Origin of the sequence: Apibacter sp. B2966, assembly GCF_011082485.1 — a bacterium.
In the GTDB taxonomy this organism is placed as follows: Bacteria; Bacteroidota; Bacteroidia; order Flavobacteriales; family Weeksellaceae; genus Apibacter.
Genome location: NZ_CP049714.1, coordinates 1,182,682 through 1,199,724, shown reverse-complemented (window position 1 = coordinate 1,199,724; position 17,043 = coordinate 1,182,682). Strand labels below are relative to the sequence as shown.

General features: G+C 30.1%; 12 protein-coding genes. 7 read left to right on the top strand and 5 right to left on the bottom strand.

The window, feature by feature from the left end; all coding sequences use genetic code 11:
- Positions 1-11: 11 nt before the first annotated feature.
- The 3 genes from bamA (at position 12) to G8C43_RS05155 (ending at position 4,209) form a co-directional block, all read left to right on the top strand.
- Complete coding sequence (bamA, locus tag G8C43_RS05165) at positions 12-2,576, top strand: outer membrane protein assembly factor BamA (protein ID WP_160541770.1); 2,565 nt, start codon at positions 12-14, stop codon at positions 2,574-2,576.
- A 99-nt stretch (positions 2,577-2,675) separates the two neighbouring features.
- Entirely contained in the window at positions 2,676-3,668 is a 993-nt protein-coding gene (locus G8C43_RS05160; RefSeq protein WP_166004600.1) for an OmpH family outer membrane protein, read from the top strand.
- A 16-nt stretch (positions 3,669-3,684) separates the two neighbouring features.
- Positions 3,685-4,209: an OmpH family outer membrane protein gene (locus G8C43_RS05155; protein ID WP_158254198.1), complete on the top strand. Its 525-nt coding sequence runs from the start codon at positions 3,685-3,687 to the stop codon at positions 4,207-4,209.
- 161 nt (positions 4,210-4,370) lie between these two features.
- On the opposite strand, the gene G8C43_RS05150 is transcribed toward G8C43_RS05155, so the two are convergent.
- Complete coding sequence (locus tag G8C43_RS05150; protein ID WP_166004597.1) at positions 4,371-5,648, bottom strand: UDP-N-acetylmuramoyl-tripeptide--D-alanyl-D-alanine ligase; 1,278 nt, start codon at positions 5,646-5,648, stop codon at positions 4,371-4,373.
- Between the two features lie 323 nt (positions 5,649-5,971).
- Entirely contained in the window at positions 5,972-6,910 is a 939-nt protein-coding gene (mdh, locus tag G8C43_RS05145) for a malate dehydrogenase (protein ID WP_166004596.1), read from the bottom strand.
- A 155-nt stretch (positions 6,911-7,065) separates the two neighbouring features.
- On the opposite strand from mdh, the gene G8C43_RS05140 reads away from it, so the two are divergent.
- The 3 genes from G8C43_RS05140 to G8C43_RS05130 all read left to right on the top strand — a co-directional run bounded on the left by G8C43_RS05140 (position 7,066) and on the right by G8C43_RS05130 (position 10,199).
- On the top strand, positions 7,066-7,782 hold the full coding sequence (locus tag G8C43_RS05140; protein WP_166004595.1) for a glycosyltransferase: 717 nt from the start codon (positions 7,066-7,068) through the stop codon (positions 7,780-7,782).
- Positions 7,779-8,444 (top strand): lipid-A-disaccharide synthase N-terminal domain-containing protein, encoded by a 666-nt coding sequence (locus G8C43_RS05135; RefSeq protein WP_105296697.1) that lies wholly within the window; start codon positions 7,779-7,781, stop codon positions 8,442-8,444. The genes G8C43_RS05140 and G8C43_RS05135 overlap by 4 nt, the downstream gene beginning before the upstream one ends.
- A gap of 99 nt (positions 8,445-8,543) precedes the next feature.
- Positions 8,544-10,199 carry an ArnT family glycosyltransferase gene (locus G8C43_RS05130; protein ID WP_166004593.1) on the top strand — a complete coding sequence of 552 codons (1,656 nt, stop codon included), beginning with the start codon at positions 8,544-8,546 and terminating at the stop codon, positions 10,197-10,199.
- Between the two features lie 7 nt (positions 10,200-10,206).
- On the opposite strand, the gene G8C43_RS05125 is transcribed toward G8C43_RS05130, so the two are convergent.
- Positions 10,207-10,962: a Kdo domain containing protein gene (locus tag G8C43_RS05125; RefSeq protein ID WP_160541778.1), complete on the bottom strand. Its 756-nt coding sequence runs from the start codon at positions 10,960-10,962 to the stop codon at positions 10,207-10,209.
- 155 nt (positions 10,963-11,117) lie between these two features.
- Here G8C43_RS05125 and G8C43_RS05120 point away from each other — a divergent pair, with 155 nt between their 5' ends.
- Positions 11,118-13,586, top strand: coding sequence for a tetratricopeptide repeat protein (locus G8C43_RS05120; RefSeq protein WP_166004591.1), 2,469 nt, complete (start codon positions 11,118-11,120; stop codon positions 13,584-13,586).
- 294 nt (positions 13,587-13,880) lie between these two features.
- Here G8C43_RS05120 and aspS read toward each other — a convergent pair whose 3' ends face one another.
- Positions 13,881-15,632, bottom strand: a complete 1,752-nt coding sequence (gene aspS / locus G8C43_RS05115) for an aspartate--tRNA ligase (protein ID WP_166004589.1) — start codon at positions 15,630-15,632, stop codon at positions 13,881-13,883.
- A 377-nt stretch (positions 15,633-16,009) separates the two neighbouring features.
- Complete coding sequence (locus G8C43_RS05110; RefSeq protein ID WP_166004587.1) at positions 16,010-16,903, bottom strand: CorA family divalent cation transporter; 894 nt, start codon at positions 16,901-16,903, stop codon at positions 16,010-16,012.
- Between the last annotated feature and the right edge of the window lie 140 nt (positions 16,904-17,043).

Here is a 17,043-nt window from a genome sequence, read left to right as displayed (position 1 = left end):
AAAAAGTGTACATGAAGAAATTATTAGCGGCCGTTTTATTCTCAGTAAACATATTTATATTTGGTCAGGTTGCAGACAGTGTTCAAATATCACCACAAGAACCAAAGGCTGATGTTCAAAAAGATATAGACCCTATTAAAAAAGACGATTCTGCTTTACGTATTAAAGAAATCAAAATTACCGGAACCGATAAATATTCTAAGAATCAAATCATGAGGTATACGGGGTTGTATGAAGGAGATTTTGTGGAAATACCGGGAATGCAAATTAACACGGCAGTCAAAAAACTTTGGGATTCTAAGCTTTTCGCTAACGTAGAAATTTTTTTAACTAAAGTAATCAACAATGAGGTGTACCTTCGTATAAATTTGGTAGCACTTCCGGATTTAGGTACTGTAAAATTTCATGGAATCAGTAAATCTAAAGGCGAAAAGTTAATAAAAGACAATGGTCTTAAAACAAAGGCTAAAATTACCGATGATCTGCGTTCTAAACTTCAAAACTCCATAAGAAATGAATATACAGATAAAGGATTTCCGGATGCCAAAGCAATAATTAAAGAATCGACCAATCCAACAGATCCTAACTTAGTCAATTGGAATGTAACCATAGATAAAGGTCCTAGAGTTAAAGTTAAAACAATTAAAATAGAAGGAACTAAAGTATTAAAAGCTTCAACCGTCAGATCACGAGCTTTCAAAAATACTAAACAAAAAAGATTTTATCGCTTTTGGAAGAAATCAAAATATGTTCCTGAAAAATACCTGGAAGATTTAAATAGAGTTGTTGAAACTTTTCAATCGTATGGTTTTAGAGATGCAAAAATAACTTCAGATACTGTACTCAGAGCCAATAAAAAGAATTTTGATATAGATGTTCATGTATCAGAAGGAAAAAGATATTATCTGGGAAATGTAACTTTCTCAGGAAATTCTGCATATTCTAGTGAGACACTTTCAAAAGTTATCGGATATAAAAAAGGAGAACCCTATGATGCAGTAGGTTTCAATAAAAAAGTATCAGGATCAGAAAAAAACGATGATATTTCAACACTATATTATAATAACGGGTATGTTTTTGCCAATGTAGTTCCCATTGAAAAAGCAGTTAGAAATGATACGATAGATATAGAAATTAAAATAAGAGAAGGAGAACAGGCTTATTGGGACAAAGTTACTTTCTCAGGAAATACCAAAACTCACGATCATGTGATCCAACGCTCATTGAGCACAAGACCCGGAGATCTTTTCTCAAAAGAAGATATACAAAGAACCATTATGGAATTAGCCCAAATGGGATACTTTGAAGCACAGACTTTGCGTCCTGATATTACACCGAATGTTGAAACTCGTACGGTAGACGTTAATTATAAATTAGAAGAAAAGGGAACAAACAGTCAAATAGAATTACAAGGAGGTTATGGAGGAAATCGTTTTATTGGAACTTTAGGTTTAACTTTTGGTAATTTCTCATTTAATGATTTTTTCAAGAAAAAAGCTTGGAAACCTATTCCATCCGGCGATGGACAAAGTATATCTTTAAGAGCCCAAGCAGGAAGTAATTATCAGAATTACAGCATTTCATTCACAGAGCCATGGATTACAGGTAAAAGGCCTACTTCCATGACTGTTTCTCTTTACAGCACGATATTGAATTACAATAACTATTATGCAGAAGGAAGAAACAAACTAAATATATATGGAGGTCAAGTGGGATTAACCACTCGTTTGAATTGGCCGGATAATTATTTCAGGCTTTCCTATGGTATCAATTATCAATTATACTCTTTTAGAAATTATCCGTTTAATATAGCAGATGAAAATGCCTTAGGATATACAACATGGGATAATGGAGAAAGTAACAATTTCAGTTTTTATGCAAGTTTAGGTAGATATTCAGCAGGATTTGATCCTATATTTCCGACAATGGGTTCTGAATTTGAGCTTTCAGTGAAATTTACTCCCCCATATTCCGCATTTAACAATGAAGATTACAGCAAAAAAACCGATAAGGAAAAATACAAATGGCTGGAATATTATAAAATAAAGATGAAAGCCTATTGGTATCAGGAATTAGTAGGTAAATTTGTTTTAAAAGCAGGAGGAGAATTCGGATTTTTAAGTAATTATAATTCTAAAGTAGGAATTCCTCCTTTTGAAAGATTCTATTTAGGAGGAACCGGGCTATATGGAAATAGATTTGATGGTAGAGAAATTATCCCTTTACGTGGGTATAGAGATGCTACATCCTTCGGAGGAGTTTCGGGTGAAGACATTACCCCATTAGGAGGGGGTACCTCATATTCAAGGTTTATGTTGGAATTGCGTTATCCGGTATTATTAGGAGGAGCTACGAAAATTTACGCGTTAACATTTGCGGAAGGAGGAAATACTTGGAGCAATAATAAATCATTTAATCCGTTTGAGCTAAAAAGATCTGCCGGTTTTGGTATTAGAATTTTTATGCCACAATTCGGAATGTTAGGTTTTGATTTTGCTAAAGGATTTGATTCAACCATTAATTCAAACAGTGCCAACGGATGGGAAACCCATTTCATATTTGGTCAACAATTTTAGATGATTTTTGCTTATATTGAATTATAATAATATATTTATAGCAAAATAAAGTTTATAAAAACTTGGTATGATTTTAGAAAAGCCTTATATATAGTTACCATGAAGAAAACATTGACATATGCTCTGCTCTTGCTTTTTAGTTTTGGCATTGCTCAAAAAATGGCTTACGTAGATACGCAGTATATTTTAAAACAATTGCCGCAATATCAACAATCAGAACAAAGACTTGACCATGAAGTTAAAAAATGGCAGGAAGAGATTGTTAATAGACAATCCATGTTAGAAAAACTTCGTATTGAGTATGAGAATGAAAAAGTTTTATTAACAGAGGATCAGCAAAAGTCAAGGTTGATGTCAATTGATAGTACAGATAAGGCGCTCCATGAATTTATTGAAAAAAAATTCGGATCAAAAGGAGAATCAGTCAATCTAAGAATTAATTTGGTTAAACCTATACAAGATCAAATTTGGAATGCAATAAATGCCATAGCTATAAAAGATAAGTATAATTTAATTTTAGACAAATCGTCAGATTTAATTATGGTTTATACAGATTCCAAATATGACATCACAGATAAAGTGTTGAAACAATTAGGAATTGCAACCAAAAAGAAAGAGGATAAAAATGGTAAATCATCTTCTATGATATCCAATTCAGATGAAGTTGATGACAAAGAAGTTAAAATTAAAAATGCTAAGAATTCTGATGCAACTGCAATAGATAAAAAAGATAAAGAATCTACTAAAAAGCAACAAAAATCAGGATGGGGAAGAAAGTATGTTCCTAAAAACAAACAAACTAAAAAGGAACAAATTCAAAAAGAGGAAGTAAATGAAGTTTCTTCTGAAAAAGTAGATGAAGTTTCAGAGGAAAAAAATATAAATAACGTAAAAAGTATAGATTATCCTAAGGAGAAAGATGTACATGAAATAACTGCACCGGCTCCTAAGAATAAAGAAAGTAAAACAGTAAATAATAAAGAATCTAAAACTACCATTAAATCGCAACCAAAATCAGGATATGGTAGTAAATATATACCTAAGAAAAAAACTCAAAATAATAATCAAACTAATGATAAAACAAGTAAATAATAAAATTAGAATAAAAATGAAGAAAATCACATTAGTATTCCTCTTAACTGCATTTGTTGGAGCTTTTCAATTAGTTAAAGCTCAAAATATAGCTCATGTTAATTCAATGGAATTATTAAGCCTGATGCCTGAAAAAAAAGCAGCTGATGATCAATTAAAAACATTAGCAGACCAAAAAAAGGCAGAAATTAAAAAACAAGAAGACAGTTTTTCTGCTAAGTATGAAAAAATTCAAAAAGATTTGCAAGGAAAATCACAAGCTGATCTTGAAAAAATGAAAGATCAACTTCAAAAATACGAAGAAGATTTCCAAAAAGATCAACAAAGTCTAGTAGCTTTACGAGAAGAAGCAGCGAAAGCCTTAGATAAAAAACAAGCAGATTTATATGAGCCTATCATGAAAAAAGCACAAGATGCAATTGATAGTGTTGCTAAAGCTAAAGGTTACCTTTATGTTTTTGATACTTCTCAACCATCTCTTTTATATGCTGAAGGACCAAATATTCTAAATGATGTTAAAGCTAAATTAGGAATAAAATAAGAATTAAGATAGAACAAAATAAAAGAGGCTATTAAGCCTCTTTTTTTATATATAAAAACAAAAAATTAGATTAAAACTTTAACATTTATGGTAAAGAATTTATGATGTAATAAACACCTTATATGATAATAATTTACCCAAGAAATTACTCCTAAATAATTTTAAGGTAAAAAATCGATTAGTCTTTCTAAAGCCATGGCGCGAGAACCTTTCAATAAAATATTTTGCGTTGGTAGGATATGGTTTTTAAGATATTCTCTCATATCATTAGTTGTATGAAATTTTTGAACCCTAGTCATCGTTGTCTTGGTAGAATAAAAATTTTCACCAACTAAATAAATAAAATCAAAATTTAACTTTTCTGCAAGATTTACAATCTTTTGATGTTCTAAAACCGATTCGCTGCCCAATTCATACATATCTCCAATAATTATAGATTTAGTTCCTTTGAAATGAGAAAAATTTTCTAAGGAGACTTCCATACTGCTCGGGTTAGCATTATAGGTGTCTAATACTAAAACTACGTTTTCCTTTTCCACAACTTGTGAACGTTGATTTTGAGGAGTATAATTTTCTATTCCTTTTTTAATCGTATTCGTATCTATGCCAAAATAAAGCCCTAAGGAAAAAGCAGCGCAAATATTTGTAAAATTGTATTGACCGGTAAGTTGAGAATTAATTACAAGGTCTTTATATTGTATACTAACCCGATGGTTATTTTCTAATAGAGAGAATGTATATGAGCCATGAGAACCGAAAGTTATTTTTTCTATTCCTTGACTCAAGGAAACTTGTAAAGGATCATCGGTATTTATCAGAGCCGTTTTTTTATACTCTCTCAAGAAAGCATAAAGTTCTGATTTTCCTTTAATTACTCCTTCTTTGCCTCCAAAGCCTTCTAAATGAGCTTTACCAAAATTTGTTATATAGCCGATAGTTGGTTGTGAAATACCGCTTAATAATTCAATTTCTTTAAGATGATTGGCCCCCATTTCAATGATAGCAATTTCATGCTCGGGATTTAAAGATAAGATGGTAAGCGGCACTCCAATATGGTTATTTAGATTACCCTGTGTGTATAAAACATTAAATTTTTCACTTAAAACGGAAGCTATTAGTTCTTTAGAAGTAGTTTTACCATTACTTCCAGTTAGACCAATAACAGGAATGTTTATTTGATTTCTGTGATATCTTGCTAAATTTTGTAAAGCAACTAAAGAATTTTCAAAATAGAAAATGCCTTTTTCAGGATTTGATACATCAATATCATGTACAACGGCAGCTAAAGCGCCATTCTTTATTGCTTGTTCAGCAAATCTATTTCCATCAAAATTATTTCCTTTTAAAGCAAAAAATAAATTGCCTTTTTCAATTTTTCTGGTGTCCGTTGCAATTCCTGAAGATTGCAAAAAAATGGAATATAATTCAATAATTGTCATATATAATCTTCCTGGTTTACTTTGAAATTTACTATACAAAAATAAATAATTGTTAGCTACATAGATCAATAATCAATCTTTAATAATTCAATCATATAAATATAGTCAGAACAAATAAAAGTCGTTTTTGATATATGTTTTATTTAAAAAAATCAAAAAATTCAAATAAATAAATTTATGAAGTTAAAGAACGGTTAATTAGATTGAAATTATTTCTTCTGATTTGTAGCAGAGAATCTGATTATAATATAGATGTTAAATTTATATGATAAAAAAAACAGCTTACTAATAAGCTGTTTCAAATTTATTTAGTTTTTACAACTTTATAGAACCTTCATTTCGTATAAAACATTATTCATATTCCTTACCGCATCAGCTGAAGCTTTAAATTTAGCTTTTTCAGTGTCATTGAGTTCCAGTTCAACAATTTTTTCAATACCGTTTTTACCTAAAACTACAGGTACTCCAATACAAATATCGGTTTCACCATATTCACCGTCTAGGTAAACGGAACAAGGAATTACTTTTTTCTCGTCTCTAATAATAGATTCAACCACTGCAGCTCCGGCAGCTCCGGGAGCATACCATGCTGAAGTTCCTAATAGTTTAGTTAATGTAGCACCACCAACCATTGTATCGGAAGCAACTTTTTCTAATTTATCTGCAGATAATATTTTTGAAAAAGGTACCCCTTGGCAAGAAGCAAAACGAATTAAAGGAATCATCGTTGTATCTCCGTGTCCTCCTATAACAGTAGCTTGAATATCGTTTTGAGAAGCTCCACTAGCTAAAGATAAGTAGGTTTTGAATCGAGATGAATCCAATGCTCCTCCCATACCAATAACTCTAGATTTAGGTAATCCTAAAGATTTAAGAGCTAAATAGGTCATAGTATCCATAGGATTCGAAATAATTACCAATATAGCTTCCGGAGAATATTTTAATATGTTAGTTGCAACGTCTTTAACAATTCCAGCATTAGTACCAATAAGATCTTCACGACTCATTCCCGGTTTTCTGGGAATACCTGAAGTAATCACGGCAACGTGAGATCCGGCAGTTTTAGAATAATCGTTAGTACTTCCCGTAATAGTAGTGTCAAATCCTAAAAGTGATGTGGTTTGTGTTAAATCTAAAGCTTTACCTTCGGCAAAACCTTCTTTTATATCAACGATTACTAGTTCGTCAACTATTTCTTTCCTTGCAATGTTATCAGCACAAGTAGCCCCTACGGCTCCGGCGCCTACTACAGTTACTTTCATATTTTTATACTTAATTTATTGTTAATAATCTTCTCAAAGGTATAATAAGTTTAATTATAATAAAATGTCGTTTATCATCTTTTAAAACATAACTCTCCAATTTTAAATTCACTATTTTTTTAATAAATTTGATAATTATTTTACATCCCACATACATGGAATATGAATTAACGGTAATTATACCGGTTTTTAATGAAGAAGATAATCTTGAACGAGTTAAAGAAGAAATGTTTGCATTTCTACATGCTGCTAAGAAAAAGTCAAAAGTACTTTTTGTTAACGATGGTTCTAAAGATTCAAGTCTTTCGGTAATTCAAAAAATTTGCAACGAAAATCAAGAATTCTTTTATATATCATTCGATAAAAATTATGGGTTAAGTGCCGCAATAAAGGCCGGATTTGATTATGCCGATACACAATGGGTCGGATATATTGATGCAGATCTTCAAACATCTCCGATGGATTTCAACATTCTTTTAGATTATGCGGATCAATACCAATTGGTTACAGGAGTTCGATCCAACAGGAAAGACAGTAAAGTTAAAAATCTTTCATCGAAAATTGCGAATGGAATCCGACGTGCTTTTACTCATGACGGGATGGATGATACGGGGTGTCCATTAAAAATTATTCAAACTGAATATGCGAAAAAAATTCCGATGTTTAAAGGATTGCATCGTTTTCTACCGGCAATGATATTACTTCAAAACGGAAAAATTAAACAACTTCCGGTTCAGCACTTCGAAAGAATAGCCGGTAAATCCAAATTTCATTTATGGAATCGTCTGATTGGGCCTCTAAGTGATTGCTTTGCTTACATTTGGATGAAAAATAAATATATCAATTATAAAGTAGCTGAGAGAAAAATATGAAAAATATCTTAGCTGAGAATCTTTTTTTTAATGATCTATTTGCAAAGTATTTTACCTTAAGTTTAGGTTTTCTTGCACAAATACTTTTTTCAAGTAGAATGATAATTCAATGGATTTCAGCAGAAAAAAATAAAAAGGTTACTTCTGATCTTATCTTTTGGCAGGTAAGTCTAGTTGCTTCATTCTTTTTATTCGTTTACGGATATTTGAGACATGATTTTTCAATCATGTTAGGGCAATTGATAACTTATTACATATACATTAGGAATATTCAGCTTCATGATGCCTGGATGAAATATCATGTAGTTTTTAGATATATCTTATATTTATTTCCTGTAGTGGCAATTATATTTAGCCTTTGGAACAGTGCTTTTGATTTACATAAACTTTTTAGCAGGGAAAATATACCCTTATGGTTACTTATATGGGGTAGCCTCGGACAAGTTTTGTTTACTATGCGATTTATCTATCAATGGATTTATTCGGAAAAAATTAAGAAATCGGAATTACCTATGGGCTTTTGGATTTTAAGCCTTACCGGATCATTGATGATCTTTATTTATTCAATTATCAGAAAAGACCCTGTATTATTTGCCGGGCATATTATAGGAATTATTGTTTATACAAGAAACATAATTATCCTGAAGAAAAGTGATAGTTAAATAAAAGATAGTTTATAAAATATATTTGACTATTTTTCGATTATATAGTAATGAAAATTTTTTATTTAAAAATATCATTTTAAATAAAATAAAATATGCATGAAAAATAATAACACTAAGCATATAACAATATTGTTTTGCACTTCTCTGATTATATTAGGGATAAACTTAGGAGTCATGCCTGTTAATATAATGGAGGCACGAAACTTTATCACTGCAAGAGAAATGGTACAAGACGGGCATTGGTTTTTAACTACATTAAACGGAGAACCAAGGTATGAAAAACCACCTCTTCCAACTTGGATGACTGCTTTTTTTGGGTATTTGTTCGGATTTCATTCGGTGGCAATTTTACGTATATCCGTAGTTCTTGTGACCATGCTCCTCGTATTTTATATCTATAAATTTTCACTGAAATTAGGGCTTACGGGACAAACCGGTTTTCAAAACGGATTAATTCTATTAACTTCTTTTTACGTTTATTTTGCAGGTAGAGATAACCAATGGGATATTTACTGTCACAGCTTTATGATTGTTTCAATATTTTATCTATGGAATTTATTACGTTTGAAAAACGGTGCAATAAAAAATTCAATACCGGGAGGAATTTTTCTTGCCTTTTCTATGCTTAGTAAAGGTCCTGTTTCATTATATGCATTGCTGCTACCGTTTTTAATTTCTTATGGGTTTATTTATAAATTTAATTTTAAAAATAAAAAGATTTTAAAACCACTATGTATTTATATACTTATTGGTCTTATAGGAGGCCTTTCTTGGTCGGCTTATGTACATTGGATGGATCCTGAACATTTGAATTCAATGGCAAAAAAAGAAACAGCCCGATGGATTAATGACTATAACTCCAAATCCTTTTTTTATTATTGGAGCTTTTTTACTCAATCCGGAGTATGGACGATATCTTCCTTAGTAGCTCTCTTTTATCCTTATATGAAAAATAAGGTTTCCAACCTTAAAGCCTATCAATTTACCTTACTGTGGACACTATTTTCCTTGCTTTTACTCAGTGTAATTCCGGAAAAAAAAGTACGGTATATTTTACCCACCTTAATTCCTCTTGCTTTGAATACAGGATTCTATATAGAATTCATTCTTAAGGGAATTAAAAATAAAAAAGATTCTGCGTTGATTAAGATAAACTTTGGGTTATTAGGTTTAGTAGGTATAGTTTATCCTTTGGTACTATATTTATTTTTTAAAGAAAAAATTACGCGACAATCCGATTGGGCTTTATACTCATCCCTGGTTTTATTTATAGTAGGAATTAGTATTATGTATTTCCTTATTAAAAAATCTTGGCACCGTGTATTTAATTCAATTATACTATTACAATGTGTGGTTATCATTTTTGTTTTCCCTCTAGCCAAGAGTTTTTTATATAATCCTAATTATAAGTCTGTAAAAGATTTGCATAGATTTACTGCAAATAAAATGACCTTGTATGATTATAAATACATGTCACCCGAAATTGTTTGGGATTACGAAGATAAGATTCCATCTATTGACAAGGTAGGTATTAGAGATCAATTGGTATTAAAAAATAAAAATTATGTCGGAGTCCTTTGCTTTCAAAAAGATACGGAAAATTTAATAAAAGAATTAAGCTCAATTTATAACGTTAAAAAAGTTTCTTATGTTGATTTAAATACTGTGGCTCCTTCCGGCAAATCATACAAAGAAAGATTAGCTCGTGACTTCCTAATTATTTATAAAAAATCAAATCCTAATCAAGAATAAATAATAACTATTTAAATATTTTTTTTAAAAAACGTTTAAATTTTGCTTTGGATTCAATTTTACGATTAAATTCTTTCTGATAATGAGCAATTTTAGATTTTACTTCATGTAAAGGATATCCGGAAACTTTAGAATATTCTTCAATTAATAAGTCTAAATAGGGTTGCTCCTTAATATTATTTGATAAACTTTTCATCTTAATATCAAAAGATAACTCTTCATGAAATTCCATTCTGTTTAAATCTACCAAATACATTTCGTAATCATTATTTTTACGGATAATAAGAGTATTTCCGGGTGTATTATCTTTAATATAAACCCCTTTAGTATGAACATAGTAGGAAAACCGAGCAAAGGCTTTCACACATTCAAAACCATCCGGTTGATCGTATAATTCACGCAAGGTAAAATCATAAGAAACATATTTTGATATGTAATAACTGGAAGTTAAACCCATGATATCAAAATTTTCAATATAAGCCAAAGGTTCAGGATTTAATATATCTAATTCCAAAAGTTTTGTTCCGTGTTCAAAAGATCTTCTAGCTTTGGATTTTCTAAAATATCGGTATACAAATTTATTTATTAAGTGAGGTTTTTTAAAACTTTTAATCGTAATATAATCTCCCTTAAAAGGAACTTTTTTTATAACATTTCTTTCCGGGTTTCCAAGAATTTCATCATAACTATCAAAATTATTGATAATGTTTAATAATTCATCTTTGCTTTCCTGATATTTTTTGTTTAGAATGTATTTGCGCATTTAATATAAAAATTATAATTATTTTTAATAACAAATTTAGCTTATATTTAAGGTTTTATAAGATAAGAGATAATAAGTGAAATAGTAGGCATTTAAAAACAACAAATTTAATAAATTTTCGTTTTTTTATTAGCTTTGTCAATTATAAGAAATAAATGAAGAAAATTATATATTCAATTCTGATTTTAAGCCTTTTGGGAGGCTGTTCAACCAAAAAAAACGGGATAACTCATCGTACATATCATCGGATTACCACATGGAACAATACTTTATTCAACGGCCAAGAAGCATTAAATGAAGAATTGAAATCAAGAAACTCAAGATACAGGGATAATTTTTCTGCCATTTTACCGGTAGAACCGGGTAATCCTTTTGTGGAGGAAAAAGAAAATTCTCTTGATAATTTCTTAGCAAGTTCAGATAATAACACTGCAAATCTATCAGGAGAACTAAAAGATAATTTAAAAAATTTAGATGCCCAAGGAGCCATAAATTCCTTATCTGACGCTTTTGGGAAGATGTTAGGTGCGGGTAATGATTCAAAAGCGCAAGGTTATGACAAAGCTATAGAAAAAGGAAAGAAAGCCATTGAAAAACATTCAATGCTTATAAAAGGAAAAGAATATAATTCCATGATGAGTGAGGCTTATCTTTTATTAGCCAGAGCTTATTATTATAAAAGAGATCCGTTTGAATCTCTTAACTATTTGAATTATATGAATTCAACCTTAGTAAAAAATACTAAAAAAGCTCAAGTTGAAGGTTATATGGCTTTAGCACAAGCACAATCAGGAAATTCTTTTCAAGCGAATGAGATTTATGAAAAACTCATCAATCAAAAATTAAAAAAAAGAGATGCAAAATTTATCTCTAAAATATATTCTCAATTTTTAATTGATGAAAAAAGATATTCAGAAGCTGTAAAAGCTTTAGACGTTGCAAAAAAATATAATAAATGCAGTACAACCCAAGCTCGTTTTAGTTTTATTCAAGGTCAATTATCAGAAAAATTGAACGAAAAGGATTTGGCAAGAAACTATTATAATTTAGCTTTTAAGAAAAAATCTACTCCTGAATTGGAGATCAAATCACAAATAGCTTTATCTAGATTGTATAAAAAAGAGGATAGCTTAGCCTATGCTAATAGAATTAAATTTTTAAAAGGGTTAACCAAAAAAGGATTGTACCAATCCAGAAAAAATGAAATATACTATGCAATGGGTCTAACTTCCCTAAAAGAAGAAAGAAATAAAGATGCGATGAACTATTTTTTTGCCTCTTTAAAAGAGGAAGAGAGTGATCCTCAAATACGAGCATTAGTTTATCAAGAAATAGGAGATAATTATTTTTCAAAACCTGACTATGTCTATGCAAGTGCCTATTATGATAGCGCAATTTCAAGATTTGTTGATCCGGCAATGAAAAGAAAATTAACAGCTAAAAATAAAGTTTTAGGAGAAGTAACCAAAAAATATTACTTAGTAAAAAAGAATGATAGTATTATAACGGTTGCTAAAATGTTACCTGAGCAAAGAAATAATTATTATCAAAAATATATAAATCAACTAAAAGAAAAAGAAGAAAAAGAAAGATTACAACAAGAAAAGAATCAAAGAAGAGAAAATAATACCGAGTTTGCTACCGAATCTTTTGAAAATACAACATCTGCATTTACGATGATTACACCCAATACCAAAGGAAAATGGTATTTTTATAATAATAACCTGAAGCAAGTAGGTCAATCAGAATTTAGAAAACAATGGGGGGATAGAATGTTGGAGGATAACTGGCGAATAAGCAATAAGATTTCAAATTTAGATGATGTTAAAACGCAATTATCCGGTCAATCGGATTCTAAGAATCCTAGACGATTTGAGGTTGAATATTATACAGAAAATTTACCTAAAAGTCAATCAGAAATAGATGTTTTAAAAAATCAGAGAGATTCTGTGGAATTATCATTAGGAATTTTATATTACGATCAGTTACATGATGTAAAATCAGCTACCTCCACTTTAGAACATTTATTATCAACTCAACCTTACAATGAGGAAATAAAAGTTTTGGCAATGTATAACTTGTATCGATTTAATCAAGGAGAAAATCAAGTATTAGCAAAAAAATACTCAGATATAATAACTACCCAATATCCTGATACTAAATATGCTTACGCTATTTTGCATCCTCAAGTTAATGAGTTAAAATCTAATTCATCAGAGGCAATCTTGTTTTATGAAAATGCCTATCAAAAATATAAAAACGGTAACTATTCAGAAGTAAAAGACATGGCAAGTCAGGCACTTTCCAAATATCCCAAAGATGAGATAATAGCTAAATTTGCCTTACTTTCCGCTTTTTGTGATGCAAAATTAGGAAATAAAGAAGAGTTTGAACAATCGTTAGAACATATTGCTGTCTTATATAAAGATAAAGAAGAGGGAAAGAAAGCTGCAGATTTATTAAAATTCTTTAAAGATAAAGAAAAGGAAAGCAACAAAAAATCTGTAAAAGCCAATGATCATGAAATCAAAGCTAATGTCCCGGTATCAGAAACAAATTCAATGAATTTGCCTACACTGGAAAATTGGCAAAACAATGATGTGGATATTGATAGTAAAGATTAAATGGGTTCGCTTAACTTAGTAAGTATAATTTTTAAAAAGTTGAATTTAGCTAACTAAATGCTATCTATTAGATTATATGATTTAAATCATATAATTATTTAAAATCATTCTAAATAAAAAACATAACTTTGAATTGATAAATGAAAAATTTACTTTATATAAATAAAGTAAAGGAGTAATTTTCACTGTGTGTTCTCACAAAATTGGTTTTATTTTATTTAGTTTATAAAGCAAAATTTTTGGTTACAAAAATTTTGCTTTTTATTTTTTACTAGGGATATTATAAGAATTGATTTATTCTTTGGTTATTTTTAAGTTTAATTCCTCTAATTGTTGCTCATGAATATAGGAAGGAGCATCTATCATAACATCTCTTCCCGAATTATTTTTTGGAAAAGCAATATAATCTCGGATTACTTCTTGTCCTCCTAAAATAGCTACAAAACGATCAAAGCCAAAAGCAATACCGCCATGAGGAGGAGCACCAAATTTAAAAGCATTCATTAAAAAACCAAATTGAGCTTCGGCCTCTTCTTGAGAAAATCCTAATAAAGAAAGCATTTTTCCTTGTAATTCTTTATTATAGATACGAACAGAACCTCCTCCAATTTCATTACCGTTTAAAACGAGGTCATAAGCATTGGCTCTAACTTCTCCTGGGTTGGTATCCAAAAGAGGAATATCTTCAGGTTTTGGAGAGGTAAACGGATGATGCATGGCAACATACCTGTTTTCTTCCTCTTCCCATTCAAGTAACGGAAAATCGACAACCCATAAAGGAGCATAAACCTCAGGATTTCGTAAGCCTAAACGTTCAGCCAATTCCATACGTAGCGCGCTTAATTGAGGGCGTACTTTGTGAGCAGACCCCGATAAAATTAAGATCAAATCACCGGGTTGAGCATTTGCTTTTTGTATGACTGCTTTTAGTTTTTCTTCAGAATAAAACTTATCTACAGAAGATTTAATACTTCCGTCTTGATTGTAACGTATATAAACCAATCCCGATGCACCTATTTGAGGTCTTTTTACCCAATCGGTCAATTCGTCCAGTTGTTTTCTAGTATAAACAGCACATTTTTCAACATTAATACCAACCACTAATTCCGCTTCATCAAATACTTTAAAACCGCTGTTCTGTAATTCTTCATTGAATTCAATAAATTTCATTCCAAATCGAATGTCCGGCTTATCATTACCGTATTTCTTCATTGCTTCCGCATAAGTCATTCTAGGGAATTTATCAAAAGAAAGATTTTTCAGCTCTTTTAAAAGATGTTTGGTCAGACCTTCAAATGTTCTGAGAATATCTTCTTGTTCAACAAAAGACATTTCGCAATCAATTTGAGTGAATTCGGGTTGGCGGTCAGCACGTAAATCTTCATCACGAAAACACTTAACTAATTGAAAATATTTATCTAGGCCTCCAACCATAAGTAATTGTTTAAAAGTTTGAGGCGATTGGGGTAAGGCATAAAATTGTCCGGGATTCATACGAGACGGAACCACGAAGTCTCTTGCTCCTTCAGGTGTAGACTTTATTAAGACAGGGGTTTCCACTTCAATAAAACCTTCTTGAGATAAATAATTTCTTACCAGTTGAGCAACCTTACTTCTGAAAATTAATTTTTCTTTCACCGGATTACGTCTTATATCCAAATATCTGTATTTCATACGTAATTCTTCGCCTCCGTCCGTCTCATCTTCAATTGTAAATGGTGGAACCAACGATGGATTAAGTATGGATAATTCTTCAACTAAAATTTCAATAGCACCTGTAGGCAAATTAGGATTTTTGCTGGATCTTTCAATTACTGTTCCTGAGGCTTGAATAACAAATTCACGACCTAATTTTTTTGCTTTATCAATTAAATCCTTATCGGTTCGTTGTTCATCAAAAACAAGTTGAGTGATTCCATATCGATCGCGTAAATCTATCCAGGTAAGGAATCCTTTATCACGAATAGTTTGGATCCATCCGGCAAGAATTACTTTTTGTCCTATATTTGATTCATTAAGTTCTCCGCAGGTGTTGGTTCTATACATGTTGACAATTTTTATACAAAAATAATTATAATCTATTGAATAGGAATTAGAAATTTTACGTTAATGTAAATTTTAAAAGGTACTAGATTTATCAACAATTATTTTTTGATTCAGTAGTTTTTTCAATTTTTTACTATAAAAATAATTAGTTTAGATTTAACCTATAGAAAATTAAAAGAATAACTAATCATAGTTAATAGTTATTTGAGTCGTCAGCATTAAAAATCCTCTTGTATTATTTTATCTTATAGATAAAAAAATATTTAAAAACCTTAAATGATTATAAAAAAAGAGTTAAAAGTAAAATTTCACGAATTGAAAATTGTTTTGAGATCGTAGTATTTAAGTCAAATTAATTGAAATTTTTTGAAAAAGTTTTAAAGCCATTTTTTTTTCTTCAACCAATAATAAATAATCAGAGTAATAATAAACATAATCATTAATATGATCGGATACCCCAATTTAAATTCCAGTTCAGGCATATAATGAAAATTCATCCCGTAAATACCCGCAATAAATGTCAAGGGCATAAAGAATATTGAGAAAATGGTAAGAGTTTTCATTATCTCATTGGTCTTTTGTGAAGATAGAGAAATATATAAATTGAGTAAATTATTGAGGTCGTCTATAACTTGCTCATAAAGAGTTGTTAACTTTAGATATAAATCCTTAGCATCTTGATGGGCAGCCTTTTCTTGCTTAGAGGGTTTAATAGAATTAATCACCTCATCCGAAAGAATTAAAAGTTTAGTACAAAGATTGGTTTTTCTTTTTAAAGAATAAATGCTTTGCAAAACTTTGGAAGAGGGATCTTTTAAAAAAAGTTTATTTTCATAAGATTCCAATCTATTAATAATGTGTAATATGGAATCATTATAAGTTTGTAATACGCTTTTTAAAATTTTTATAATCACCATATTTGTTGAGAAAGTCTGTCCCATACTTTGACATTTGTTGGCAATATCATCAATAAAGGGCATTTCAATACGGTGTATAGTAATGAGTAAAGAATCATTAAAAAAAACGGCAATTTTGTTGGAAAGACTTTCAATATTGGTGTCTTTTTTATCGCCTTTATGTACTACTCTTAATATTAGGAAGTTAATGCCATTTTCAGTTTCAAATTTTGGTAAATGATTAGGCTCTAAACTATCTGCAAGATTATAGAAATTAAGATTGCATTTTTCCGCAATTTTTTGCATTTCTTCTTTCGTAGGATTGAGTAGGTCTATCCATTCATAATTGGACTGATTAATTATTTTTACTGCCATTAAATACCTTTTTTGTAAAAGTACTACTTTTAGAAATAAGAATATTCAAAAAATAAATTAAATCATTGCAATTTTAAAAGAATTTTATAAAATAAATTACTAAATAGATAAAACTAAAATACATTATTTACATTTATCTT

What these genes read in the sequence shown, in the direction of transcription:
- bamA (WP_160541770.1), top strand. Translation starts at nt 12, where the DNA reads ATGAAGAAATTATTAGCGGCCGTTTTATTCTCAGTAAACATATTTATA.
- G8C43_RS05160 (WP_166004600.1), top strand. Translation starts at nt 2,676, where the DNA reads ATGAAGAAAACATTGACATATGCTCTGCTCTTGCTTTTTAGTTTTGGC.
- G8C43_RS05155 (WP_158254198.1), top strand. Translation starts at nt 3,685, where the DNA reads ATGAAGAAAATCACATTAGTATTCCTCTTAACTGCATTTGTTGGAGCT.
- G8C43_RS05150 (WP_166004597.1), bottom strand. Translation starts at nt 5,648, where the DNA reads ATGACAATTATTGAATTATATTCCATTTTTTTGCAATCTTCAGGAATT.
- mdh (WP_166004596.1), bottom strand. Translation starts at nt 6,910, where the DNA reads ATGAAAGTAACTGTAGTAGGCGCCGGAGCCGTAGGGGCTACTTGTGCT.
- G8C43_RS05140 (WP_166004595.1), top strand. Translation starts at nt 7,066, where the DNA reads ATGGAATATGAATTAACGGTAATTATACCGGTTTTTAATGAAGAAGAT.
- G8C43_RS05135 (WP_105296697.1), top strand. Translation starts at nt 7,779, where the DNA reads ATGAAAAATATCTTAGCTGAGAATCTTTTTTTTAATGATCTATTTGCA.
- G8C43_RS05130 (WP_166004593.1), top strand. Translation starts at nt 8,544, where the DNA reads ATGAAAAATAATAACACTAAGCATATAACAATATTGTTTTGCACTTCT.
- G8C43_RS05125 (WP_160541778.1), bottom strand. Translation starts at nt 10,962, where the DNA reads ATGCGCAAATACATTCTAAACAAAAAATATCAGGAAAGCAAAGATGAA.
- G8C43_RS05120 (WP_166004591.1), top strand. Translation starts at nt 11,118, where the DNA reads ATGAAGAAAATTATATATTCAATTCTGATTTTAAGCCTTTTGGGAGGC.
- aspS (WP_166004589.1), bottom strand. Translation starts at nt 15,632, where the DNA reads ATGTATAGAACCAACACCTGCGGAGAACTTAATGAATCAAATATAGGA.
- G8C43_RS05110 (WP_166004587.1), bottom strand. Translation starts at nt 16,903, where the DNA reads ATGGCAGTAAAAATAATTAATCAGTCCAATTATGAATGGATAGACCTA.